This is a genomic window from Microbacterium paludicola, assembly GCF_039529675.1.
GTDB lineage: Bacteria > Actinomycetota > Actinomycetes > Actinomycetales > Microbacteriaceae > Microbacterium > Microbacterium paludicola.
On the sequence record NZ_BAAANG010000014.1, the window covers coordinates 1 to 25,884 of the forward strand.

General features: G+C 65.3%; 18 protein-coding genes and 1 tRNA gene. 13 read left to right on the forward strand and 6 right to left on the reverse strand.

The window, feature by feature from the left end; genetic code table 11:
* Nucleotides 1-223: 223 nt before the first annotated feature.
* The 3 genes from ABD161_RS07385 (at nt 224) to ABD161_RS07395 (ending at nt 2,617) form a co-directional block, all read left to right on the forward strand.
* Complete coding sequence (locus ABD161_RS07385) at nt 224-502, forward strand: hypothetical protein (RefSeq protein WP_344001125.1); 279 nt, start codon at nt 224-226, stop codon at nt 500-502.
* A gap of 247 nt (nt 503-749) precedes the next feature.
* Nucleotides 750-1,325, forward strand: a complete 576-nt coding sequence (locus ABD161_RS07390) for a helix-turn-helix transcriptional regulator (protein WP_344001128.1) — start codon at nt 750-752, stop codon at nt 1,323-1,325.
* On the forward strand, nt 1,322-2,617 hold the full coding sequence (locus tag ABD161_RS07395) for a HipA domain-containing protein (RefSeq protein WP_344001130.1): 1,296 nt from the start codon (nt 1,322-1,324) through the stop codon (nt 2,615-2,617). Before ABD161_RS07390 ends, ABD161_RS07395 begins: the two co-directional genes overlap by 4 nt.
* 241 nt (nt 2,618-2,858) lie before the next feature.
* On the opposite strand, the gene ABD161_RS07400 is transcribed toward ABD161_RS07395, so the two are convergent.
* Nucleotides 2,859-4,226, reverse strand: a complete 1,368-nt coding sequence (locus tag ABD161_RS07400) for a hypothetical protein (RefSeq protein WP_344001132.1) — start codon at nt 4,224-4,226, stop codon at nt 2,859-2,861.
* Between the two features lie 161 nt (nt 4,227-4,387).
* Between ABD161_RS07400 and ABD161_RS07405 the strand changes: the two genes are divergently transcribed.
* Entirely contained in the window at nt 4,388-6,208 is a 1,821-nt protein-coding gene (locus ABD161_RS07405; RefSeq protein WP_344001134.1) for a DUF262 domain-containing protein, read from the forward strand.
* Nucleotides 6,209-6,327: 119 nt separating this feature from the next.
* Here ABD161_RS07405 and ABD161_RS07410 read toward each other — a convergent pair whose 3' ends face one another.
* From ABD161_RS07410 to ABD161_RS07425, 4 genes are all read right to left on the reverse strand, one after another.
* The gene (locus ABD161_RS07410) at nt 6,328-6,645 is read right to left on the reverse strand and encodes a hypothetical protein (protein WP_344001136.1); all 318 of its coding nucleotides are present in this window, start codon (nt 6,643-6,645) and stop codon (nt 6,328-6,330) included.
* 147 nt (nt 6,646-6,792) lie between these two features.
* Nucleotides 6,793-7,935, reverse strand: coding sequence for a tyrosine-type recombinase/integrase (locus ABD161_RS07415; protein ID WP_344001138.1), 1,143 nt, complete (start codon nt 7,933-7,935; stop codon nt 6,793-6,795).
* A gap of 46 nt (nt 7,936-7,981) precedes the next feature.
* Nucleotides 7,982-8,209 carry a helix-turn-helix transcriptional regulator gene (locus ABD161_RS07420; protein ID WP_344001140.1) on the reverse strand — a complete coding sequence of 76 codons (228 nt, stop codon included), beginning with the start codon at nt 8,207-8,209 and terminating at the stop codon, nt 7,982-7,984.
* Between the two features lie 766 nt (nt 8,210-8,975).
* The gene (locus ABD161_RS07425; RefSeq protein ID WP_344001142.1) at nt 8,976-10,925 is read right to left on the reverse strand and encodes a DHH family phosphoesterase; all 1,950 of its coding nucleotides are present in this window, start codon (nt 10,923-10,925) and stop codon (nt 8,976-8,978) included.
* A gap of 328 nt (nt 10,926-11,253) precedes the next feature.
* Between ABD161_RS07425 and ABD161_RS07430 the strand changes: the two genes are divergently transcribed.
* The 8 genes from ABD161_RS07430 to ABD161_RS07465 all read left to right on the forward strand — a co-directional run bounded on the left by ABD161_RS07430 (nt 11,254) and on the right by ABD161_RS07465 (nt 24,519).
* Nucleotides 11,254-11,694: a hypothetical protein gene (locus ABD161_RS07430; protein WP_344001144.1), complete on the forward strand. Its 441-nt coding sequence runs from the start codon at nt 11,254-11,256 to the stop codon at nt 11,692-11,694.
* Nucleotides 11,695-12,148: 454 nt separating this feature from the next.
* Nucleotides 12,149-13,603: a plasmid recombination protein gene (locus tag ABD161_RS07435; RefSeq protein ID WP_344001146.1), complete on the forward strand. Its 1,455-nt coding sequence runs from the start codon at nt 12,149-12,151 to the stop codon at nt 13,601-13,603.
* A gap of 196 nt (nt 13,604-13,799) precedes the next feature.
* Nucleotides 13,800-13,985 carry a helix-turn-helix domain-containing protein gene (locus tag ABD161_RS07440; protein ID WP_344001148.1) on the forward strand — a complete coding sequence of 62 codons (186 nt, stop codon included), beginning with the start codon at nt 13,800-13,802 and terminating at the stop codon, nt 13,983-13,985.
* A gap of 20 nt (nt 13,986-14,005) precedes the next feature.
* Nucleotides 14,006-17,233 (forward strand): helicase-related protein, encoded by a 3,228-nt coding sequence (locus ABD161_RS07445; RefSeq protein WP_344001150.1) that lies wholly within the window; start codon nt 14,006-14,008, stop codon nt 17,231-17,233.
* Entirely contained in the window at nt 17,230-17,865 is a 636-nt protein-coding gene (locus tag ABD161_RS07450; RefSeq protein ID WP_344001152.1) for a DUF4391 domain-containing protein, read from the forward strand. The genes ABD161_RS07445 and ABD161_RS07450 overlap by 4 nt, the downstream gene beginning before the upstream one ends.
* Before the next feature lie 5 nt (nt 17,866-17,870).
* Nucleotides 17,871-19,742: a site-specific DNA-methyltransferase gene (locus ABD161_RS07455; RefSeq protein WP_344001154.1), complete on the forward strand. Its 1,872-nt coding sequence runs from the start codon at nt 17,871-17,873 to the stop codon at nt 19,740-19,742.
* A gap of 11 nt (nt 19,743-19,753) precedes the next feature.
* Complete coding sequence (locus tag ABD161_RS07460; protein ID WP_344001156.1) at nt 19,754-22,849, forward strand: type III restriction-modification system endonuclease; 3,096 nt, start codon at nt 19,754-19,756, stop codon at nt 22,847-22,849.
* A 29-nt stretch (nt 22,850-22,878) separates the two neighbouring features.
* Complete coding sequence (locus ABD161_RS07465; RefSeq protein ID WP_344001158.1) at nt 22,879-24,519, forward strand: DUF262 domain-containing protein; 1,641 nt, start codon at nt 22,879-22,881, stop codon at nt 24,517-24,519.
* A 217-nt stretch (nt 24,520-24,736) separates the two neighbouring features.
* Here ABD161_RS07465 and ABD161_RS07470 read toward each other — a convergent pair.
* Nucleotides 24,737-24,827: transfer RNA gene (locus ABD161_RS07470), tRNA-Ser, on the reverse strand.
* 83 nt (nt 24,828-24,910) lie between these two features.
* On the opposite strand from ABD161_RS07470, the gene ABD161_RS07475 reads away from it, so the two are divergent.
* Nucleotides 24,911-25,867, forward strand: a complete 957-nt coding sequence (locus ABD161_RS07475; RefSeq protein ID WP_344001160.1) for an L-lactate dehydrogenase — start codon at nt 24,911-24,913, stop codon at nt 25,865-25,867.
* Nucleotides 25,868-25,884 lie beyond the last annotated feature (17 nt).

Below are 25,884 nucleotides of genomic sequence, written 5' to 3' on the forward strand. Positions count from 1 at the left end.
TGACCGTCGCTACGTCCGCAGCGACACGGTCACCCGATCCGTACACCACGCTATTGGACGCAACCCGCGAGAGGGGGTTTCGGGTGGCGGTGACGGTGGGATTTGAACCCTGATCGGGGTTTTACGCTGCCGTCGCACGCGGCTGAAACCACGTGATTTCGCGGAAGTTGGACACATCCCGGAGCAGCTGAGAACAGGTGCTCACAGGTGTTCTGTTACCAGGATGTTCCCAAGACAGCCGCGCCACTGTCGCGGCCGAGCCGCGACTGCCGTCGTCGTCGAGGTCGTGGCCGATGTGGTGGCCGTCGACGTCACCGCCGTCGAGGCCGCCCTGGGCACCGAAGTGGCGACCGCGGTCGAGTCACTCGACGTCGAGCGCGTCGTCGTCGCGACGCACATCATCGGACGGCGCACCCGACCTCAATGCGACGCGGCGCGCGTTGCGCGCGACGTCGTGCTCGAGCTCGCGCTCGTCACCCGTCGGTCGGCGCGGAACCGCTGACGCGATCGCCGGATAACTCTTGAACGAGCCAGCCACCACCCCCGACCCTGTAGCCCCTTCCGTCTCGACCGCCAGGTCGCAGCGAGGGCTTCTCCTTCATCTCAACCCGCCGGAGCACTCACTGTGGCGTGTTGCATTTTTCATACATCGGCGAGATGTTCTATTTACCTCACATCTACGCGGTGGTAGATTTTTCGAACAACAACTTGCGGTGCCATTTTTCGAACACGAATGGGAGGTGGTCCACGTGAAGTTGCAGACACCATCAGACCTCGCCCGCCTGGTCAAGAACGCCCGCGTCCAGCGGAACCTTACTCAGCAGGACGTCGCCGACGCCGTCGGCATCACCCGTCAGTCCCTCGCCCGCCTTGAACGCGGCAACGGTGGCACATCCTTCGACACGGTGCTGGTCATCCTCGACCACCTCGGCATCCGCTTGGACGCCACCACCGACCGCCGCCCCGTTGCTCCCGCCGCAGTCGCCACGAGGGGCGCCGCCCAGGCTGCGGCCGACGCACTCACCAAGCGCATCGCACCGCTGATCGGCTCGGACACGCTCGAGGCGCTCAACAAGCAGATCCTTGGCTCGCTGCCCCAGATCGACCCCTCGCTCCTGCCCAAGATCGACACCTCTGGCATCCTCAAGCTGGTCGAGGCCAACCTCGACCCCGCGGCACTCGCCTCCATCCGCGAAGCCTCCCGCGGACTCACCGAGCGTCTCGCGATCCCCGGCTCCGTCCTCATCAATCCGCCGCGAGCGGTGGAAGCCGGATCCCCGGCCACCGCGGAGGCCCAAGCGGATGCCGCAGGGGGTGTCGAATGATCCGCGCCCTCGACGTGTACCTCTACGACGCCCACGTCGCCACGATCACCCGGCGAGGCGAGAACCTGCAGCTGCGCTACCTGCCCGAGTACGTCGAGACGGACAACCCCGTCCCCATCTCCGTGACACTCCCCGTCGTCACGACCCCGTTCGGGAACGACGACACCAAGCGGTTCCTCGACAACCTCCTGCCCGACCGCGCTGACGTTCGTTCCCGCTGGGCGCGGGAAGCGAAGCTGACCAGCGACAGCACCTTCGACCTGCTCTCTGTCTACGGCGCCGATGTCGCCGGCGCGCTCGAGTTCTACCCCGCAGGCGCATCACCCAGGCAGGAGGAGAACCTGAGCCCGCTCACCGAGAAGGAGATCGGCGACCGGATCCGGCAGATCCGTCGAGACGACTCCGACTGGCTGCAGCACCGCGCCGTCGAAGAGGGGTTCTCGCTCGGCGGCGCTCAGGGGAAGTTCGCGCTCGCCCTTCGCGACAACCAGTGGCTCGAGCCGTCTGGGCGGCAGCCGTCGACACACATCTTCAAGCCGGGCATCCAGCCGCTGCCCGGATCCGACGTCACCGAGCACATCACCCTGCAGGTCGCGAGCCTGCTCGGGATCGACGCGGCCGCATCCGTGATCGCCGAGTTCGACGGCGAGCACGTCCTCATCGTGGAACGCTTCGACCGCTTCGACGATAACGGCGCCATAGGCCGACTCCACCAGGAGGACCTGGCGCAAGCCACCGGGACGTCGCACGTTCAGAAGTACGAGTCCGACGGCGGCCCCGGCTACCGCGACATCTTCACCGTCTTCGACCGCAACCTCAGCGCCGCCGACGCCAAGACCGCCAAGGAGCGGTTCGCGAAGCTGCACGTCTTCTCTTGGATCATCGGTCACAACGACGGCCACTCCAAGAACTACTCCCTCACCCATGTGCCGGGTCGGAGCGTGCTCGCCCCCTTCTACGACCTCAACAGCTCGCTCCCGTTCAAGCTACGAGAGCAAGTCCTCGCCCACGACCCTGCCGTCTTCGACAACGTCGAGCTCGCCTTCGCCGTCGACGGAGCGAACACCCTCGGCACCTTCAACGCCGACAGCATCCGACGCCTCGAAGCCGACGCAGGGCTTGCCGAAGGACACCTGCGGGAGTTCGCCCTCCAGATCGCCACGGGCCTCCAGCCCGCCGTCGCCGTCGTCATCGAACGACTCCCCGATCGCCTGAAAGAACTCCCCGCCGTGACGCTCTACCCGCACGCCACTTACACGCAGACCCGCCGAGTCATCGACGCCCTCGCCTGACCGGCCCCCTTCGCAGGAGTGAAACAAGGTCGGCAAGCTGCTGAGCACCATGCGCATCAAGCGCGATCCGCACGTCGGTGTCAGGCCCGTCCGAAGTAGGTGCTTTCGTAGACGCGGCCGAGGGCGTACCGTTAGCGGCGCCGTTAAGAAAGTAGGCCTCCCGCGGCGCACGGAAACATGGGATTCCGCGACCTACGGGCTTTCGTATCACTCGTGCGGAGCACGCAACGCACGAAAGGTGTCAGGACTCGTCAGCCGTAGCTCCGTCCGTGGCCGAGTCAGCCTGGTTACGCGCGAAGAGCGTGCCAAACGCGCCAGCCACCCCGGCAGCAGCGCCCTTGAGCGCGGCACCAGCCTCTTCGGCTGCAGCCGCGGCGCGCGGCTTGTCCGGGATACCGTCGCCGTCGATGTCGACAGCGCGGAACGCCTCGGTGGCACGGTCGACAGTCGACGTGCTGAAGCGGGCAGCGGCGGCGGCGCCCTCGGTTGCCGAGACCCGCACCTTCTCGCCAGCCTCGACAAAGGCCTGACTCCATCGCTTCGCGTCTTTGGCCTCGTGGCCCGACTCGATGCCGAGGCGTCCGCGGAAGTCCAGGACGCCAGTGGCGACCTGGTTGCTTGATTTCACTGCGGCAGGCGCGTCGAACGGATTGAGCAGGACCTTCGCATTGGCGCGCTGAACGGTCGCGTCCATCTGCGTCAGGAGTCGCGCCGTGCTGCGGCCGATGAGGTCGAGCCGGTTCTGCCGAGAGGTACGAAGACCGAGGCGGTGGCTATCCAGGTCCTCCGGAGAAGCGTCGAGAACACGATCGAGCTCGAGGACAGAGATGCCGTCCTGCAGCTGGAACGTGCGGGCGATGACGGCGAGCCACTCGCGCACCCGAGGCTCGGCTTCCTTCGTCGCCTTTGCGATGTCGCCGAGGTCGGCCTTCTTCTCGAGCTTGTCCGCGATGGCGTCGAGTTGGCGGATCGCGTACGCCTGGGTGCGTGCGATCGTCAGGCCGGTCGCCTGCACCTTCGACCATGTGATCTCCGAGACGCGTCCTACTTGATCGCGAACCGTGAGCGCTTCCTCGATGACGAGATCGACGCCGATCATGTCGGCGAGAACAGCGTCCTTCTGCGCGCGCAGGATGTCATCGAGCTTCTCGTCGATCTCCTTCAGGTACTCGACGATGGCATCCATCTGCTCCTGCATCGCACGTTGCTGCATCATCGTGCCGAGAGCCGCAAGGGCAAAGGGACCACCGAGTAGGGTCGTCGCGGTCTGCTCGATCTTCAACCACTGCTGAATGTCTCCCGGCTTCCCGATCATCGCGTGACGTACGTTCGCGGGGCCGTCCTTCACGGCCATGAGCCCGAAGTCCTTCACGGCCTTCGCCGACTCTTCGGTGAGTTTCACCCACCGCCCTGAGTTCTGCGCGATGTCGGCGGCTACGCCCAGCGCCGCACCGCCCGTGCCCGAGAACGACCGCAGTCGCTGCAGATCGAGGTCCCGCGACGGCACCTTGTCGAGGCCAGCGGAGAGCATGAAGCGCTCGACGTCGGCCGGTGCTCCGATGACGGACAGCCCGTCGCCGTCGCTGACGAGCTCGATCTCGTTGCTCACAATTGTCCTCTCCGCAAGGGCGTCTGCGCCGCTGGTTGCTGCTACTCAGACCGTAGCGCCGGGCGAGGACAATCGGCGGGCCCATGGAGGGCTCTTGCTGCTGTATGCCCATTCAGGGATTGCTCCTGCTCCGAGCAGCGCGCCCTGTAACGTCAGGTGCCATGGGTCACCTGCCTCCGAAGACGATCGCCGAAACGCTACGCGGGATTCAAGCGAACGAGCTGGTCCTCCCCGCGATCCAACGCGAGTACGTGTGGAAGCCGTCGCAGGTCGTCAGGCTCTTCGACTCGATCCTGCGGGGATATCCGATCGGCAGCTTCCTCGCCTGGCGAATCGATCCGGAGACGGTCGAGCGGTTCAAGTTCTACGGGTTCCTGAAGGACTACTCGCAGTTCGACAAGCGGCACAATCCTGACCTCGACCTGATCAGCCGGCAGGTGATCGCCGTGTTGGACGGCCAGCAGCGGCTGACCTCGCTGAACATCGGTCTCCGAGGCTCGTACGCCGTGCGTGAGAAGTACGCGCGCTACAACTCTGCGCGCGGCTACCCGACGCGGCGCCTGTACCTGAACGTCCTGAGCGAGGCCGCCCCGAACGACGCGGGCCTCCGGTACGACTTCCGCCTGCTCACCGACGAACAGGTACGCGACTCCGCCGAGGATCGCGCGTACCACTGGTTCCCGGTGACCAAAGTCTTCGAGGCGCCGAGCGCAATTCAGCTCATGCGCGACCTCGCGCAGGCAGAGCTGGGCAACAACGACTTCGCGATCGACGTGCTGGGGCAGCTGCACCACGAGGTGCACTCGAACCAGAGTCTGCACATGTACGAGGAGAGCGATCAGGACGTGGAACGCGTTCTCGACATCTTCATCCGAGTGAACTCCGGCGGGACGGTCCTCTCCTACAGTGACCTGCTGCTGTCGATCGCGACAGCGCAGTGGAAGGAGCGCGACGCGCGTGACGCGATCCACGGTCTCGTCGATGCTCTCAACCAGACCGGAGCCGGGTTCAGCTTCAGCCAGGACGTCGTCCTCAAGGCCGGGCTCATGCTCGCCGGCATCAACGACATCGCGTTCAAGGTGAAGAACTTCAACTCCGAGAACATGGCCACGCTCGATCGGGAGTGGGACAGCATCGGAGACTCCCTGAAGCTCGCCGTCGCCCTGCTGAGCGACTTCGGATTGTCCGACGCGACCCTTTCCGCGAAGAGTGTGATCATCCCGGTCGCCTACTACCTCCACTCCCGCGGGGTGGATGACTCGTACCGCACCGCGGTCGTCCACGCCCCGGATCGTGCGTTGCTGCGATCATGGGTGTTGCGTTCGCTGATCGTCCGCGGCGTCTGGGGATCGGGGTTGGACACCCTTCTGCGCGACCTTCGCACGGTGATCGACACGCACGGCGGCACGGCGTTCCCCATGGTCGAGCTCGAGCGGACCATGGCGCTGCGTGGAAAGTCGCTGGCGGTGACGGACGAGCTCATCGACGACGTCCTGGAGTTGTCGTACGGCGGCGCACGCACCTTCGCCGTTCTGGCGATGCTCTTCGACCACGTCGACACGCGGAATCAGTTCCACGTCGATCACGTATTCCCCCAGGCCCTCCTCGACCCGAAGCGGCTCCGGACACAGGGATTCACGCGAGACGACATCGACGAGCTCGCGCGCCTACGGGATCGCCTGGCGAACCTGCAACTCCTTCCAGGTCCCGAGAACATCGACAAGTCAGCGACCGCGCCGCACGAGTGGGCCGCGAAGGCGTATGCGACCTCGGACGCGATGCGCAGCTACCTCACGCTCAACGAACTGACCGCCCTCCCGCGCGATGCCCACGAGTTCGCCGACTTCTTCGAAGCGCGTCGGGCGGCGCTCGCCGATCGGATCCGTCGCAAGCTGTCCTCGGCGATCGGCGAGACGCAGCCAATCAAGGCGGAAGAAGACGAGTATGACGGCACGGAGCTCGACGCCGCTCTCGAGGACTGAGCCCATCCGCCACGCACCTCCCCCCTTCACACCATCGGCGCCGTCGGCCATGTAGACCGACGGCGCCGAGTTTCACGAGGAGCGGGTTCCCACTCGTCGTGGATCTGATCTCTCGCCGCTCAGCGTGTTCTCCTGAGCGGGGTGATGTTGGGGATCCTGCGCTCGGCGGCCTTGCGCCGCTGGTGGTCCCGCTTCGCGCGGTAGATCTCCTCGAGAATCGCATCGTCACGGATGTGAGCCTCGCGCATGCGCTCGATGTGAGCGAGAACGCCTTCGTTGAGCCCTTCCGACGCCGCGAGGTCGGCGAGAGCCTCCGCAGGTGTTGAGCCTGATCCGAATCGACTGCAAGCAACCGACTGGGCGACCCAGGTGTCGCCGTCAGGCACCAGGCGGATGGGGACGTTGGGATTGAAGGGTTCCATTCCTGGCAGACGCATTGCTTTCCTTCCGGTGGATACAGAATCTGACTTTGGCTGAGAGCGCTGTGCGGCGTTTCGCGCCGACGCAGCGCGGCGGTGCTCGGCGGAGGCCATAGAACTGCTCAATGCGAGCCTCGCCGGAGCGCGAACCGGCCTCAGGACCGATCACTTCTTCCCCAGGGCGGCCGCCCGCGTCCTGTCGAGCGCCTCGGCAACCTCGTTGAGGTCGTCCTCGAACAGGTCCGTGTAGACGTCGAGGGTCATGCTCGCCGAGGCGTGGCCGAGCATGCGCTGCACGGCCTTCACATTGGCGCCGGCACTGACCGCGAGCGACGCGGCGGTATGCCGGAGGTCATGCGGGGTGACGCGCGGCATCACCGGCGACGCGTCCTCGCCGCGCTCCTCAGCGGCCGCGTTGGCCTCGACCTCCTCACGCCGCACCCGCTTGACGGCACTGGCGAACCAGCCCGACACCGCGTTGCCCTGAGAGAGATAGCCACCAAGCTCGGCCGGCCACAGCAGATCGTCCGCTGTCTTGCCCTTGCATGCACGAGCGAGCGCGGCGTCCAGGAAGGCAGGGTACGGAACGGAGCGGTTCTCGTGAGGCTTCGGGCTGCCAACCTGGACGTGGCCGTTCACCTTGACGGCGTTCTCCTCGACCCACAGTCGGCGCCGCTTGCGGTCGACATGCACGACCTTCAGGCCGGTCGCTTCACCCCAGCGCAGCCCCGTGTAGGCCAGGAATCTCACGAAGTCCGGATACTTCGACGCGTCTGCGAGCCGCTCGACCTGCTCGTGGTTGAGGTAGGGCTTCGCCTTTTTCCTCTTGCGCGGTGTCTTCACCTCGCGGGCCGGGTTGAAGGCGATCCGGCGGTCACGCACGGCGGAGTCCAGGATCGCCGCGAGCAGCCCATGCGCACGCTTCACAGTCGTCGCCGAGCGGGTCTTGCTCAGCTCGGCGACCCACCGGGTCACCTCGGTGTGCCGGATCGTGCCGATCTTGCGCGAGCCCCACTTCGGCTCGACGTGCACCCTCCAGGCGCTCTCCTCGCTGTGAGCGGTCGAGGGCTTGATCGTAACGCTGTGGGCGATGATCCAGTCCTCGCCGAGCGAGCCGACGGTCACCTGCCCTTCGCTCTCGGAGATGTAGGTGCCCTTGTTCTTCGACGACTCAACTTCGGTGATGTAGTCGAGTGCGTCGCGCTTGCGCTTGAAGCCCTTCTTGCTGGTCTGCTTGCCGTCGGGGCGGCGGTAGCGGGCCTCCCAGCGGAGGCCCGTCGTGGTCTTGTACGAGTAGGCGCTGCCCATGGTCGTTCCTCTATTCAGTTGTGGATCAGGTGGTTGAGGGCGCGGCTCACGAGCGCTCCTCGGAGGTGCGCGTGTGCTCCTGGCTGAGCAGCCACTCGTCTACCGCTTCAGGGCGGTAGAAGACGCGGCGGCCCGCGCGGATGTACTTCGGCCCGCGGCCGGTGATGCGCCACTCGGCGAGCGTGCGCTCGGTCGTGTCGAGCGACGCCGCGAGGGTCGCGGGAGGGATCAGAGAGCTGAGCAGCGGAGCGCTGGCCGGATCGGGAAAGGGCATAGCTGGTCCTCGAAAGTCGAAACTCTCGAGAGGACCGTGTTAGCCGAACCCGTTACCAGTTGCTTGGCGTACCCACTCGTCGGCCGGAAGGCCTCGCACCTTTGGATGACTCAGTGCGTGATCACCACACTACTCAGCACCCCTGACACATTCGGCCAGCGCACGGACTGCTCGGCATAGCGCCTGTCGTCGACCACGACGCCGAGCCAGGAACGCCCGCGACGAGGGCGGTAAAGCCGCCGAAACCCGGGGACTGCATCCAGTCCGAGATCCACGGCCACACCGCATCCCTCACGAGCGCAGTCAGCGGGTACATGTGGATCACGTTCGAGGCCTCGGCTTGCGGATGATCTGCCATCGGTAGCCGCGGGGTCCTTCCTCGGCGACGAGCGCCAAGGTGAGGGTGCCGCGGGTTCCGCAGCCGGGGCAGGTCCGCGGCGTGAGGAGTCCCCAGATCCCGATCCGGGGCGGCGCATCCCACCCCGGTTCGTATCCCGCGTCCTCGGGAAGGAGGTCTCCGCGGTGGCCGCAGATCGTGCAGTGATGCTCGAACAGCGGACGACCGCTCTGATTGGTCACCGGATCCATGGATCGCTCGCTTCCCGCGCTCCGCAGAGCGCCAGTCGGTGGCCGCGCGCAGCTTCATGTCGAGCGCACGCGATTCGTGTGGGAGGGAACGGCGCACGCGGACCGCGTTCATCGCGGACCCGATGTGCGCTGTTCCCTCCCGAGTTGGGCACCCGACGTACCGGCGGTCACCCGCGCGTCAGATGTCGGCGTGCTCACCGCCGATGACCCGGTCGACGACCGCCTGCACGTTCTGCTCGCCCCGGAACCTGTTCACCCCGAGCGTGACGCGCAGCCGGAGCAGGCTGCCGCCGGGGACCGCACTCTGGGCGATCTGGCGCAGCACGAGCAGGTGGCTCGCGGCGTTCCACCACAGCACCCGCAGTCCGATCGGCAGGATCAGCCGGAGGTGCTGATCGGACGCGCCAAGCGTCGAGATCCCACACTGGGCGAGATCGACGACCAACTCGATCACAGGCCGCTCGAATCCGTGCCCGAACGGTGCGAGCGTGCGGATGTCGTCGGCCAGGTCCTTGATCGCGTCGACGCTGACCAGGCCGGCGTGCGCGTCCGGCGACGGCCCGAGGATCAGATCCGCCGCTCCGGCTCGCTCGAGCACACCCGATGCCACAGCCCTCGCGTTGAGCGCCTTCGCTTCGTGGTGCATGTCGAACGCCAGCCGGACCATCTCAACCGTGTTCGGTGCGTGGATCCCGCACGCGTGCTCGTGCCCGACGGCCGTGTGGCCGAGAGGTGTCAGCGTGCTGATGATCGGGAACCATTCCGGCGAGCGCGCGGACCCGGAGATCGGTGAGTCCGGCCGTTCGGGGCGACGGGCGACGATCGTGGGCCGGCCGGTCCGGGCCATGACGGCCGCGGCCATCAGCCCCAGCATCCCCCCCGGCGCGTCCGTGTAGTACAGGCCGGTGTGGTGCAGCAGCTGCCGCGACGGGTCCCCCCTCTCCACCTCCGTCCAGAGCTGGTGTAGGTAGAACGCCGACAGTTCCTTGCGCCGCTCGTTGCCGTCGAGGATCCGCGTCGCGTGCGTGTACTTCTCCTCCGCAGTGGCGGCCATGAATACCCCGAATGCATCGTGCATGTCCCCTTCGATGCGACGGACAGCGTTGAAGGCCGGCGCGAGCGAGTAGCCGTAGAAGTCCTCGTTCAGCTCGGAGTTGGTGAGGAGCTTTCCGGACACGAGTCGGGGCTGGCCACGCCAGTCGAGCACGGCGTTGCCGTTCGCGTCGAGCATCGGACGTCGGTGTTCCCTGAACGCCTTCATCAGAAGTGCGAAGCCCTCGAAGGCGCCGACGAACGCCGGATGGTGGTCGTGGTTGCGCAGCAGGATCATCAGGATCGAGTCCTCCACGTTGTACTCGCGGACATCGTCCGGCGGGATGGAGACGTAGAGCAGACGAGCGATCGAGAGCGAGTCGCGCACCATCCGCCTGTTCTCGTACAGCAGCGGCATGACGTCGGAGACGGTGCCGATCCCGGCGAACAGGCGCAGCAGCCCGATGGCCGTGACTTTGTCCTGTGCGAAGCGTCCCGCGTAGGCGGTGAGCACCTGGTGGATCACGTGCGCACCGCAGATCCCCGGGTGCATATACGTCTCCCCGATGCGGGCGGGGTTCACGGCGGCGTCGGCGTTGCAACCCGGAGCGAGCTCGACGTGGTGATCGGTGATCAGAGTGCGCAGTCCAAGTCGGCGCGCTTCGGCGATTCCTTCTCGGCTGTTGATTCCGGCGTCGGTCGTGATGATCGCCGCGGCGGTCGGGAACTGCGCGCGGATGTCCTGGACGGTCTCCGGCGTGATGTCGTGTCCGCGTCGGTAATCGGGCACGTACAGGTGCGCGTCGAAGCCGAGCTCGTTCAGTCCGGCGTAGGCGATCACGCCGGACGTGATGCCGTCCATGTCGAAGTCGGGGACGACGATGATCTGCTTGCGGGCCTTCTGGATGCGTCGCAGTTCCTCGAGCATCTGCTCGACGTTTTGGAGCTCCTCGTGTGTGGGGTCGTTGATCTCGTCGAGGTACTCCTCGGACCACCCGCGGTTCTGCTTGAGCAGCTTGAACAGGTCGTCACTCCAGAAGTCCTCGAGCAGCAGAACATCGTCGGCATCAGCGTGATCGAAAGGCATCGCAGTCATAGGTCGTTCCTCCTGAGGAAGCAGCGGTAGGTGAAGGCGCGCGGTGCGCGCAGAACAGTTCGCGTCGCTCACGACGCGGAAGCCCGGCACGCGGTCGCGTGCCCTGGTCTCCACCCATTCCTCGGGTCGGCTCTGCCGACCCCTGATCTGGCTCCGCCGGGCAGCCGGAGGACACGTCCGAACGGCGCCTCTTCACGCCTTTTACGCGTGGTTACCGAGTGATGGGCGCGTCGCGATAGTCCATCCCGGAAGCGGAAGGTCTGTCTTCCAGGAAGGACGAAGGATGCGCACGTCTATCGGAGCCGAGCCCCGTCGAGGCGGTGGCCAGGTGACCAAGTCGATTGACGAGCTCAAGAACGAGCGCCGCGAAATCGATCGCCGCATCAAGGCCCAGATCCGTGCCGAGCAGCGCCGCCAGAAGGAGGAGCTGCTGTCTGCTCGCCAGGAGCTCGGCCTGTGGCTTACCGAGGCGGTAGGCGCGGACACGCTCGACCTGATCGCCAAGGTCCACGGCTTCCTCGGGACGGACAAGAACGTCGGCGCGATCCGCAAGAAGCTCGCCGAGGGCGACCGCGGCGAGCCGACCGCGGATGCGGCGGATGAGCCGGACGGCTTCGGCCCGTTCCCGGTCGAGGTGTCGTCGGGATCTGTCATGACACATCCGTCGCCCGCCGCGCCGATCCAGGCGCCTGGATCGTCCGACAGGACCGCACCGGATCCGTCCGGCTCCGACGCGGTGTTCCTGCGTCCACTCGGCACGTCGCAGTAGGCGGTCGTCGCTGCACCGGGTGGACGGGTCGAGGCTCCAGTGGAGCGTCGGCCCGCCCGCCCTCCGCAGCCCCGGAGGGGAGCGTCCAGTGGACGGTCTCTGCAGGTGCTGCTCGCCCGCGCAGCGGGCGTGCTCCCGGCAGGGCCCCGGACAGCCACTAGCAACGCGAGCGGGCTGTCTTTACGGGGCTAAGACAACTCCTGTCGCCACGGGAGCGGAGGCTCCAGATCAGGGTGCAGGGTCCCAGATCTGGAGGGATCCCGTGGCGAGAGAAGTTGTCGCGTCGGGCGGCGGGCGGAGAGGCGAAGCCCGAGGCTCCGACCGCCGCGCGACGCCACCGCGGGAGACATGTGGAGGGCGAAGCAGAGGCTCCGCACGACTCCCGCGCTCCGCTGCGCCGCGTCGGCACAGCGGAGAACAAGAACACCTGAGCTGAAAGCGAAGACCACTACTCATGACATCTCCGAGCGGCCACGCCGCTTTCCATCTGATGCACGTCCCGCCGCGCGAGGGCGGCAACCGCGGCGACCGGTCGCGGCTGCTGCATGAGTCGATGCGGCACCTCAACAAGAAGGACCTCGCCCGCGAGGCCGCCCGAAACGCAAACATCGTCGTCGAGGACGCTCCGCTGAACGAGGCCTTCGTCAACGACGGCGCCGGCGGGTTCCGCGAGACGATGCGCATCGCCGACGTTCTCGACTACGGCGACGAGCGGGTCGCCCGCGTGCGCCGAAAGATCACGGCCGTGCAGAAGATCACGAACCTGTTCGTCGTCCACCTCCCCCGCACGCTGTGCGTCGAGGTGCCCGACTACTATCCGCGTCTCGACGCGGACGGCAACGAGCGCATCGACCCGCTGACCGGCCAATCCATGTCGCGTTCCCGGTGGGAGGCCCGCGACCTCGACGAGGCGTCGCGGTACTTCGAGGACGCGATCTCCTTCCTCGCCGAGAAGGTGATCCCGGGCGGACACGCCGCGATCCACGGCTGGGTCACCAACCACGACGAGACGCAGCCGCACTGCCAGATCATGGCCGACCCGTTCGGTCCTGATCCGGACGCCCCCGACTCGTCGCCCGACGCACTGCGCACCATGCACTCTCAGGCGTTCGGAGCGCATCGTTCCGTGCTCGGCGACAACGGCAAGATGACCACCGGTCCACAGAAGTTGCGCGACTACCAGGCAGCGCTGCGGGAGCACATGATCGCGCGCGGATGGCCCGTCGAAACCGAGCCCGGTGCCCGTCACGGGAGGACGCTTCCGAAGTCCGAGTACACGGCGGCACAGGACCTGGCCGCGTCCGCCCGAGCGGAACTCGCCGCCGCCCAGCACCTGTCCGCCGAGAACGACCATAAGGCCGCTGAGAACGCGCGGCGTGCGGACGAACTCGATGAGATCGAGCCCAAGGCGCGCAGGCGCGCAGCGGCGATCGAAGCGCGCGCCGAGCAGGAATCGGCCGCGAAGAAGGAGGCCGCGGAACAGCAGGCCGCGGCCACCCGGGACAAGGCACTCGCTGAGGCCGAGGCGACCCGCGCTGAGGCAAACGCACTGCTGCAGCAGACCCGGGAAACGTCCCGCCGCATGCTCCACGACGCGGAGCGCGAAGCCGCCGAACTGCTCGACGGAGCCAAGGCCGCCATCGATGCGTTGGTCACCCCCGAGGCGATCGCCAAGGCGGTCAAAGACGCCGCACCGATGCTCCACTTCCGGTACCGCCAGGCGAATCCGAAGGCGGCCGCGCACCTGCAGGAGTGGGCGCTGAAGAACCATGGCATCGCCGACGCCTTCAACCTCGATCCGAAGTCCCGTTTCGGCAAGACATACGCTGAGCACCGCCGGGACCTCGGTGCGACGTTGAGCGGGCAGGCCTCGACGCGCAAGCCGCGCATCGACTTGGAGCTCGGCTGAGCCCTGTGCACCGAGATCCGATCCGACTAAAGAGGCGGGTCTCGGTGTCACCGGTCACCCCTCGAGAGGGCGAACTGGTCAACGACCATCCCACACATTCGGGATCGGTCTGTGACGCTCCTCCCCGCGCCTCGACAGTCTCTGGATAGGATCGGCGACATCCGGAAAAACCCGGCTTCCCCCGCCTGGAGACCGCATGTCCGAGCCTTGGCTGTCCGCCGATGACATCGCCGAGCATCTCGGCGTGACGAAGGACACCGTCTACGCCTGGATCGCCGACAAGGGCATGCCGGCACATAAGGTCGGCCGTCTCTGGAAGTTCCAGGTCAGCGAAGTGGACGAGTGGGTGCGCCGCAACGGCGGCACCGAGGCGGGGGCCTGACTTTGCGCATCATCGACAATGTGGGCACGCTCCTCGGCGACGACCTGAAGACGACGATCACTCCCGGCACGAAGGTGCGCATCGCGGCGTCGGCGTTTTCGATCTTCGCCTTCGAGGCGTTGCGCGAGCAGTTGGAGAGCATCGAAGAACTCGAGTTCGTCTTCACTTCGCCGTCGTTCGTGGCCGAAAGGGCGACCGACCGAACGCCTCGTGAGCGGCGCGAGTTCTTCATCCCGCACGCCGAGTCCAGCCTGTACGGATCCGCGTTCGAGATCCGGCTCCGCAACAAGCTCACGCAGCGGGCGATCGCGCGCGAGTGCGCCGAGTGGGTCAGGCGCAAGGTCAGGTTCCGCTCCAACGCGACGGGTGCACCGATGCAGGGGATGGCGGTGGTCGACGACGACGCCGCCTACTTCCAGCTGCAGGGCTTCACCACGGCGGATCTCGGTTACGAGCGCGGTGATGCGGTGTCGAACACTGTCGCGAAATTCGAGGGTACGGACGAGACACGTCATTTCCTGACGCTGTTCGACCAGATCTGGAACAACCCAGATCAGCTCGTCGACGTCACCGAGGCGGTGCATGCGCACATCGCGAGCGTCTACGCCGAGAACAGCCCCGCCCGCATCTACTTCCTGATCCTCTACAACCTGTTCTCCGAGTTCCTCGACGACATCAGCGAGGACGTGCTGCCGAACGATCGCACGGGCTATCAGGACACGAAGATCTGGCAGAGCCTGTACAACTTCCAGCGGGACGCCGCGACGGGCATCATCAACAAGCTCGAGACGTACAACGGCTGCATCCTCGCCGACAGCGTGGGCCTCGGGAAGACATTCACGGCTCTCGCGGTGATCAAATACTACGAGCTCCGCAACAAGAGTGTGCTGGTGCTCGCGCCGAAGAAGCTCGCCGAGAACTGGACGAACTACAACTCTCCGTATACGACGAACCTCTTCCACGAGGACCGCTTCGGATACACCGTGCTGGCGCACACGGATCTCTCGCGCACGAAGGGCGAGTCGCTCGGCAAGGATCTCGCCCGGCTCAACTGGGGCAACTTCGATCTCGTCGTGATCGACGAGTCGCACAACTTCCGCAACGCGGACTACGCCGAGGAACGAGAGAGCCGCTACCAGCGTCTGATGCGACAGGTGATCCGCGAGGGCGTGAAGACCAAGGTACTGATGCTGTCGGCGACGCCCGTCAACAACCGCTTCAACGATCTCAAGAACCAATTGCAGCTCGCTTACGAGGGCGAGAGCGACGAGCTCGCGAAGCAGCTGACGTTGTCGACCACGGTCGAGAACGTCTTCCGCGAGGCGCAGCGCGCGTTCAACGACTGGTCGAAGCTCGCTCCGGCCGAGCGCACGACGGATCGCATCCTGCAGATGCTCGACTTCGACTTCTTCGAGCTGCTCGACGCCGTGACGATCGCCCGGTCGCGCAAGCACATCCAGGCGTTCTACGACATGACCGACATCGGCGCCTTCCCGAAGCGTCTGCCTCCCAAAGCGATTCGGGAACCGCTGACGGATATCGCCGACGTCCCGAAGTTCGACGAGATCTTCGAGCGCCTGCAGCAACTCACCCTTGCCGTCTATCGACCCCTCGACTACGTCCATGCGAGCCGTCGAGCGATCTACGAGGACGTCGACAAGTTCGTCGGGGGCGCGGGGCTGAAAGGGCGTCAAGAGGGCATCCGCAAGCTCATGACCGTGAACCTGCTTAAGCGCCTCGAGAGCTCGGTCGAGGCGTTCCGGCTCACGCTCGGTCGGATCGACCAGATCACCGGTGCGACGCTCGCCCAGATCGAGCGTGGCGAAACTGTGGAGGGCGTCGGGGATGCCGGGCTCGATCTCGACACGGACGATCAGGACGACGCCGAGCTGAGCGCGTTCCTCGTTGGCGGCGGCGTGAGGATCGCGCTGCGCGACATCGACACCGAGTCGTGGCGCCGCGACCTCGCGGTCGATTGCGAGGTGCTGCGCGGATTGCTCGACGAAGCGAACCGTGTCGTCCCCGACCGCGACCTAAAGCTGCGCCGGCTGCTCGCGACGATCGAGGAGAAGGTCGCGAACCCGCTCAACACCCAGCCGGACGGCAGCCCGAACCGCAAGGTTCTGGTCTTCTCAGCTTTTGCCGACACCGCCGAGTACCTGTACCGCGAACTCGCTCCCGTGCTCGCGCGACACGGCCTCGAGACCGCCGTCATCACGGGTGGCAGTCACGGTGTGCGCACGACGCTCGGCACCGGTTTCGGAGCGCAGGAGGCGATGACGCTCTTCTCGCCGCGCTCGAAGAGTCGCGACCTGACGATGCCGAGCGAGACGCGAGAAATCGACGTGCTGATCGGCACGGACGTGATCAGCGAGGGTCAGAACCTGCAGGACTGCGACTTTTTGATCAACTACGACATCCACTGGAACCCGGTTCGGATCATCCAGCGCTTCGGGCGTGTGGACCGGATCGGATCCACGAACGAGGTCATCCAGCTGGTCAACTTCTGGCCGGACATCTCGCTTGACGCGTACATCAATCTGAAGGAGCGCGTCGAGGGCCGGATGACCATCGCCAACATCGCCGGTACCGGCGACGACAACGTGCTCGACCCCGGCGGGGCCGAAGCGGCGTACCGGCGTGAGCAGCTGCGGCGGCTGCAGGACGACGTCATCGACCTCGAGGACGTGCGCGCCGGCGTTTCGATCACCGACCTCGGCCTCAACGACTTCCGCATGGATCTGCTCGGGTACATCAAGGAGCACGGCGACTTGGCGCGGAGCCCGAAGGGCCTGCACGCTGTGATCCCTGCTGACCCCGCCAAGGGGCTTGTGCCGGGCGCGATCTTCGCGTTGCGCAATGTGAACGCGCCGGACGATGTCAACCGGGGCAACCGCCTACACCCGCACTACCTCGTCTATCTCGACGACCAAGGCCAGGTCGTCGCGGACCATACCGAGGCGAAGCGCCTGCTCGACCTGCTGCGGGCAGGTTGCCGTGGCGTGGACGACCCCGTGGCCGACGTCGTGGCGGTGTTCAACGAAGCGACGCGCGATGGCGCCGACATGGTGCGGTACTCCGGCCTGCTGACCGATGCGATCCGCTCGATGATCGAGGTCACGGACGAGCGCGACATCGACAGCCTCTTCACGCCTGGAGCCACCACCGCGCTCACGCAGGACATCGCCGGGCTCGACGACTTCGAGCTGCTCGCCTTCATCGCCGTGGTCGATCGCGAGGCGCGATGACTGACGTGCTGTACGCCTGGCCCGCGGCGGCCGCCTTCGGGCGTCGCGTGCCGAAGGAGAAGCTCTATGCGCACGGATCCGTGACCGCGGCGGTGCGCGAGCGCTTCGTCGACGAGGTGGCGAGCGTCGAGTGGGCGTACAAGCTCGCGGAGTCGACCGTGAACCTTGCCGGCGACGGGCAGATGCCCGAGGTGCAGATCTTTCGCGTCGTGGCCAAGGGCGACGATGTGTCGCCTGCCGTGCTCGCCGCGATCGACAAGGCGGTGCTCACACCGATCGTGTTCGAGATCGCGCGCGGCGACAAAGAGACCCGGATGGCTGCATCGGTGCAGAAGACAGCGGCGTTCCACTCGACCGGCTGGATGCCCTCGGATCGTGAACGCACGCCGCTGCCAGCCGCGATCACGCTGTCGGCACTGCACGCGGCGATCATCGAGCCCCTGCTTCCCATCGCCGGTCGCGCGGCCGAGAGCCCCGCGGACCTGGCCGCGCGGCTGAAGCGCGTCACCCAACTCGAACGGCAGGTGGCGGCCGCTGAGCGCCGGCTCCGCAATGAACCCCAACTCAACCGCAAGCTCGAACTCCGCCGCGCGCTCGCCGCGTTGCGGGCCGAGCTCGAAGCACAAAGGTAGTACCCGTGGAGAAACTGCGCATGACGTCGCCCGACCTGACTCAGGCGAACATCGATAAGCTCGCCGAGCTGTTCCCGAACGTCGTCACCGAGACCCTTGACGCCGACGGCACAGTGAAGCGCGCGATCGACTTCGACGCCCTGCGCCAAGAACTCTCGGACCACATCGTCGAAGGCCCCCAGGAGCGCTACCAGCTCGACTGGCCGGGGAAGCGCGCTGCCGCCTTCGCAGCGAACGCTCCTATCGCGAAGACTCTCCGTCCTGTGGCCGAGGAGTCGGTCGACTTCGACACCACGAAGAACCTGTTCATCGAAGGTGACAACCTTGACGCGCTCAAGCTTCTCCAGGAACCGTACCTCGGCAAGGTCCAGGCGATCTTCATCGATCCCCCGTACAACACGGGCAATGACTTCATCTACGCAGATGACTTTGGAGAGAACGCGGGCCAATATCTTGAACGATCCGGACAGGTGAGCACCGACGGGGCTCGTTTCGTTGCGAACACGGATTCGTCGGGACGTGTCCACTCCAACTGGCTCAGCATGATCTATCCAAGACTGAAGCTATCTCGAAATCTACTCCACCCCAGCGGCGTACTGTTTGTCACAATCGGCGATACGGAAGTCGCAAATCTTCGCCGGGTGCTGGACGAGGTGTTCGGCGAGAAGAATTTTGTTGCGAATATCGTATGGCAGGCGCGAACATCGATCTCGGATGATCTCGAGATCTCCCCAAACCACAACCACGTTCTCGTGTACTCACGTGACCGGGATCAGCTGAGGTTTTGGGGGGAAGCGCTACGTTCCGAAGAGTACTCGAACAGCGACAACGATCCTCGAGGGCCATGGAAGCTCGTTCCTCTCGACGCGAACAAGCCTGGGGGCGACACGCTTTACGAAGTCGTGAACCCCGAAACTGGGCAAGGATATTGGCCACCGCAAGGCAGGTCTTGGGCGATCAATCGGCATGCAATGCAGGCGCTCCTCGAAGATGGCCGAATCAAGTTCGGACTGAGGGGTGACTCGGCGCCCAAAAGGAAACTCTTCCTGGATGAGCGCATCGCCCGCGGGGATACGCGAACGCCTAGTTCGATCCTTCTCGACGCGGGGACTACCAAGGCTGGGAGTGAGGAGGTGGCCAAACTTTTCGAGAAGAAGGGTGTGTTTGATTACCCCAAGCCCACGGCCCTACTGCGGCGCCTCCTGAATTATGCAACGCTGGGCGTCAAAGACGCGCTCGTGTTGGACTTCTTCGCTGGATCCGCAACGACTGCACATGCCGTGATGGAGCTGAATTCCTCTGATGGGGGATCCCGCTCGTTTGTCCTCGTGCAGATTCCCGAGGCGACGCCGCTTGGGTCGGTGGCAGAGAAGTTTGGGCTGCCGAGCATTCCCGCGATATCGCGCGAGCGCATTCGACGGGCGGGTCGGAAGATAATGGAGGAAAGGAATCTCACTCCATCGGACCTCGACGTCGGCTTCCGCGCCCTCCGCGTCGACACCACGAACATGGCCGATGTCCTCCGCACACCCGACGAGACGAACCAGCTCGACCTCGGCGCGCGCACGTCGAGCATCAAACCCGACCGCACGGGGGAGGACCTGCTCTTCCAGGTGCTGCTCGACTGGGGTCTCGAGCTGACGCTGTCGATCCGACGCGAGCAGATCGATGGGCGCGAGGTGCTCGTCGTCGATGACGGCGGCCTGATTGCGTGCTTTGACGAGAGTGTGACGCCGGCGGTCGTGCGGGCGATTGCCGAGTGGCAGCCGGTGCGGGCGGTGTTCCGCGATAACGCGTTCGCGACCGATGCCGAGCGCATCAACGCCGAGCAGGTCTTCGCCGAGGTCTCGCCTGACACCTCCGTCAAGGCCATCTGAGCGAGGGTCGCATGAAGCTTCAGTTCAAGACGCAGGACTATCAGACCGAGGCCGTCAACGCGGTCGTCGATGTCTTCGCCGGGCAGCCCAAGGACACCGGCGTCGCGTACCGCATCGACCCTGGTCGCGCGAAGGACGGCCAGACGACCATCGAGCTCAGCCCGGGTCTGCGCAATGCCCCCATGGCGCTGCCCGCGAGCCAGCTGCTCTCGAACATCCGCGCGATGCAGGCCGCCAAGGGCCTGAATCCGTCTACCGAACTTGCGACGAGCAAGGCAGCTCCTGGCGTGCCGAACCTCACGGTCGAGATGGAGACGGGAACGGGCAAGACCTACGTCTACATCAAGACGATGATGGAGATGCAGCGCCGCTACGGCTGGTCGAAGTTCGTCGTCGTCGTGCCATCCATCGCAATCCGCGAGGGCGTCAAGAAGACGTTCGACGTCACGGCCGAGCACTTCATGGTGGAGTACAAGACCAAGCCGCGCGCGTTCATCTACAACTCGTCTCAGCTGCACGAGCTCGAGCGATTCAGCTCGGATGCCGGCGTGCAGGTCATGATCATCAACATCCAGGCCTTCAATGCGACCGGCAAGGATCAGCGCCGCATCTACGACGAGCTCGACGACTTCCAGTCGCGCAGGCCGATCGACGTCATCAGCGCGAACCGACCGATCGTCATCATCGACGAGCCGCAGCGCTTCGGCGAGGAGTTTGACAGCAAGGGCAAGCCTAAGAAAGCATCCGCGTCGCTCGAATCGCTCGCCAAGTTCAGCCCGCTGATGGTGCTGCGCTACTCCGCGACGCACAAGCCGTTCCACGAGTACAACAAGGTGCACCGGCTCGACGCGGTCGACGCGTACAACGCGAAGCTCGTGAAGAAGATCGGCGTGCGCGGCATCACGGTGCGCGGCCTCGCTGGCTCCACCGCGTACATCTACCTCGACGCGATCGAGGTAAAGAAGGGCGCTCCGCCCACTGCGCGCATCGAGATGGAGGTGCAGACCGGCACCGGCATCCGGCGCCTCATGAAGCGCGTCACCAAGGGAAGCCGGCTTCACGACCTGGCGAATGGCGTCGAGGCGTACAAGGATCTCGTGGTCACCGATGTCGACGCGGTACGCGACATCATCGAGCTGTCGACGGACGACGTCATCCACGCCGGCGAGGCCACGATCGACGTGACCGAAGAGCAGAAGCGACGCATCCAGATCCGCGAGGTGATCCGCTCCCACCTCGAGAAGGAGCGCGCGCTTCACCCGCAGGGCATCAAGGTTCTCTCGCTCTTCTTCATCGACGAGGTCGCGAAGTACCGCGACTACGACCGCGAGGACACGCTCGGTGAGTACGCGCGGATCTTCGAGGAGGAGTACGAGCTGATCCGCGCCGAGGTGCTCGCCGAGCTCGAGCTCGACGAGGCCTTTGCGGCGTACCAGGAGTACCTGCGCCGTGACGCCGTCCGCGACGTGCACGGCGGATACTTCTCGATCGACAAGAAGACCGGTCGTCAGGTCGATCCGAAGACGCTCGGCCGTGGCGACGAGAAGGGGCAGGCCTCCGAGGCGAGCGACTACGACCTGATCCTGAAGGACAAGGAGAAGCTGCTCGACCTGGCCACGCCCCTGCGGTTCCTGTTCTCGCACTCTGCCCTGCGCGAGGGCTGGGACAACCCCAACGTCTTCGTGATGGGCATGCTGAAGAAGAGCGACAACGCCGTGTCACGCCGCCAGGAGGTCGGTCGCGGACTCCGCCTCGCGGTGAACCAGCACGGCGAGCGGATGGATCACCCGGCCACCGTGCACGACATCAACGAGCTCACGGTCGTATGCGACGAGTCGTACCAGGACTTTGTCGACGGCCTGCAGAACGAGATCATCGCCACTCTCTCCGCGCGGCCGCGCAAGGCCACCGAGGAGTACTTCACGGGCCGCACGTATCGCGACGAGTCGGGCATCGAGACCGTGGTCGACGAAGTCCTCGCGAAGCAGCTGATGCGCTACCTGATCAAGCACGACTACATCGGGGACGACGACACGGTCACGCAGGCATACAAGGATGCGCGCGAGGCGGGAGAGCTCGCTCCGGCACCCGAGGTGCTCGCTCCGGTGATCGACTTCCTACTGCCGCTCGTCGACGCGCTGTACCTCGACATGCCTGTGCCTGCGAACGATCGAAAGCCGAAGGAGATCCCGTTTAACCGGGAGAACTTCGAGAAGAAGGAGTTCCAGGCACTCTGGAACCGCATCAACCATCGCGTCGTGTACCAGGTCCACTTCGACTCGAACGAACTGATCGACAAGTGCGTCGATGCGCTCGACGCGCAACTGCACGTAGCGTCCCTGCAGTACGTCGTGCAGACGGGCCAACAGCGTGACGCTCTCGATGTGGATGCGCTGGAGCGAGGCACGGGATTCGCGGTGTCGGAGACGCGCACCCACACCGAGACGCTGAGCGCCAGGTCGCAGGTGAAGTACGACCTGCTGGGCGAGATCACCGAGAAGACGCACCTCACGCGGCGGACTGTCGCGGCAATCCTGAGCCAGGTCTCGTCAGCGACCTTTGAGAAGTTCCGGCTCAACCCGGAACAGTTCATCACCGAGGCGGCACGCATCGTCAACGAGCAGAAGGCGACGCTGATCGTCAACAAGCTGACCTACGACACGCTCGAGGACCGCTTCGACTCGACGATCTTCACGCAGAACCAGACGACGCAGGACTTCTCCAAGGCGGGTCAGCGGCTCAAGCGCCACGTTTACGAGTACGTCGTGACCGACTCGAAGGTCGAGCGCGATTTCGTGACCGCACTCGACACGAGCGCAGAGGTGGCCGTCTACGCGAAACTGCCGCGCGGGTTCTTCATCCCCACGCCGGTCGGCGACTACAACCCCGACTGGGCGATCGCCTTCACGGAAGGCAGCGTCAAGCACGTGTACTTCGTGGCCGAGACCAAGGGCTCTCTGTCATCGCTGCAGCTCAAGGGCGTGGAGAACGCCAAGATCGACTGCGCACGCAAGTTCTTCCAGTCGCTCAACGAGAAGCATCCCGAGAACGTGGAGTACGACGTGGTCACCAACTACACCGAGCTCATGCAGCTGGTCACGGCGTGACGGCATCAACGACCGAAAGATGAGGGGCTATGGCCGAGAGCACTGAGTTCAATCACGATCAGCTCGGGCACATCCTCGCGGACCATCTAGTGGCAGTGCCCGAGTTCCAGCGCGCCTATTCATGGGAGCAGGTGAACGTTCAGGAGTACCTCCTCGACCTCGAGCGCGCGCGCGAGAAGAGGTCCGCGTATTTCATGGGCACCCTTGTCTTCGCTAAGGCCGACGACGATAGCGGTAGGCGCAAGATTGTCGACGGCCAGCAGCGGCTCGCCACAACAGCTGTACTGTTCATCGCGATTCGAGATCGGCTGCAGGCTCTCGGTAAGGAAAATCTCGCCGAGAACACAACCAAGAAGTACTTACGCCGGTTCAGCATCCGCGAGGAAGGTGACGTAGACAGCTTGATCCTCAGCCCGGCTGATCAGGACGCATACGACGCAATCCTCGAAGGCCAGCCCGAGCGCGTATCAGCGACCAACAAGATTCGAGTCTGTTACGAGGAATGTCACGCGCATCTAGAGAAACTCGCCCCCACATCCCGGCAGTACAAGAAGCTGATCGACGTCATTGATCAGCTCGATAAAGATGTGCAGGTCCTTATCGCCGTCGCATCAAATTTGCCTGAGGCATATGTCATCTTTGAGACACTCAACGACCGCGGCGCCGACCTCACAACGGCAGACTTGCTGAAGAACTACCTCTTCAGCGAGGCGAAGCAGTCCGAGTTCGCCTATGTGCAGCACGGGTGGAATTCACTCGAAACCAGTCTTGGAAGCAAGCCTGACGATATGGTCAGGTTCGTGCGACATGAGTACATGTCTAGGCACGGGCGCGTCACGCGTCGCAAACTTTACCGGGCTCTGCAGGACGACCTCCAGGAGAACCCGGGCGCAAAGCGGTACATCCAGCGCATGAAGGCTTCGCAGCAGATCTACCTGGCCCTCCGTGACCCAGAGCACGAATACTGGAAGGATTCGAGGGTGGACGTCCGGGACGCCCTTATGGCGTACCGCAGGTTTGGCTTCGAGAGCAGCTACCCACTACTTCTCTCCGCGTTCCGCGAGTGGGAGAAGCCCAAGGCGACCCAGCTTCTACTCAAGATCGCGAAGTGGAGCGTCCGCGCGCAGTTTGTCGGACGCCTCGGCGGAGAAACTGCTGAAGAGGCGTTCGCCAGCGCAGCGGCGGCTGTCGCGAGTGGCAGTGCCAAGAACCAGACGGACGTGCGAGCGCGCCTCGCCCGCCTCATCCCCACGGACGCCGAGTTCACGAATGCATTCAAGTCATCCGGCAAACTCAAGCTGGATCGTGCTAAGTACCTGCTCGCGATGCTAGAGAAGGCCGCGGACGCGAAGGCGCAGCGACCCGAGCGCGCACTCGACTGGACCTCCCGGACCGTAACCATCGAACATGTCCTCTCCCAGTCCACAGCGCACGGCGACGATTCGCTCCAAGTGAAGATTGACGAGATTGGGAACCTCGCGTTGCTAGAACGACGGCTCAACCACCAACTGGGCAGCAAGCCGTTCAGCGACAAGTGCGAGGTCTATGCCGAGTCTGACTTCCAGCTCACCCGGGAGTTGGCAACTCGTGACGCCTGGAGCACGGAGGAGGTGTCGTCGCGCACGGCAGAACTCGCAGAATTGGCTTGCTTCGCGTGGCCCGCTCGCTGACTGGCTGGCAGCTTGGGGCTCCCACGTGGACGCAACACCTCGCCGGCTCAGACCGCGCCCAGCTTCGTGTTCCCGCGGAGGGAGCTCGACCGCTGTATGCGTCGCGAACATCGGCTCGCGCCGACTGTTACCACGATGTTCCCACGCCGCGCCGCCGCCGGACACGACGAAACCCCCGCGATCCCAGTGTTTCCAAGGGTTCTGCGGGGGTTTCGGATGGCGGTGACGGTGGGATTTGAACCCACGGTAGGGGGTTACCCTACACAACTTTTCGAGAGTTGCACCTTCGGCCGCTCGGACACGTCACCGCCGACGAGTTTACGTGAGGTTCACGGGCGGGCCAAATCGGCGAAGCCTTACGGCGCTGGGCATCCGCTGACAGGATGGGGGCATGGCCGTCATCGAGAACGCGAAGATCACCGTCGTCGGCGCGGGGGCTGTGGGAGCCGCCACCGCGTATGCCTCGCTCATCCGGGGAGCCGCCCGACATGTGGCCCTCTACGACATCAACGCGGCGAAGGTCGAGGCGGAAGCACTCGACCTCGCGCACGGATCCCTCTTCACCGGATCCAGCCAGATCCACGGATCCGCCGACATCGCCGTCACGGAGGGATCGCACGTCGTCGTCGTCACTGCCGGCGCGGCGCAGCAGCCCGGGCAGACCCGGCTCGAGCTGGTGGGGACGAACGCGCGGATCTTCCGCACGATGATCCCTCAGCTCGTCGAGGCCTCCCCCGACGCCGTGTTCATCATCGTCTCCAACCCGTGCGACGTGCTGACCGTGCTCGCCCAGGAGCAGACCGGCCTGCCGCCGGAGCGGATCTTCGCCTCCGGCACCGTGCTCGACACGTCGCGGCTGCGCTGGAAGCTCGCGCAGCTGGCCGGGGTCGCGCCGAGCTCCATCCACGCGCACATCGTGGGCGAGCACGGCGACACCGAGTTCCCGCTCTGGTCGAGCGCGTCGGTCGGCCCCGTGCCGCTGCTCGACTGGCGCCCGGACGACCGCGATCCGTTCACGCGCGAGGAGCTCGACGACGTCGCGCACGAGGTGCGCACTGCGGCCTACAAGGTGATCGAGGGCAAGGGCGCCACGAACTACGCCATCGGCCTGTCCGCCACCCGCATCGCCGAGGCGGTGCTGCGCGACGAGCGCGCCGTCCTGCCCGTCTCAACCGTGCTCGACGACTTCCACGGTCTGTCGGATGTCGCCCTGTCGGTGCCGTCGATCGTCGGATCGTCGGGGGCCCTCCCGATCCGCGAGACGCACTTCTCGGAGTCGGAGCTCGGTCTGCTGCACGCCTCGGCCGAGACGATCAAGGCGACCGCGGCGCAGGTGCGCGAAGGCTGACTCCCGCGGGGCTTCGA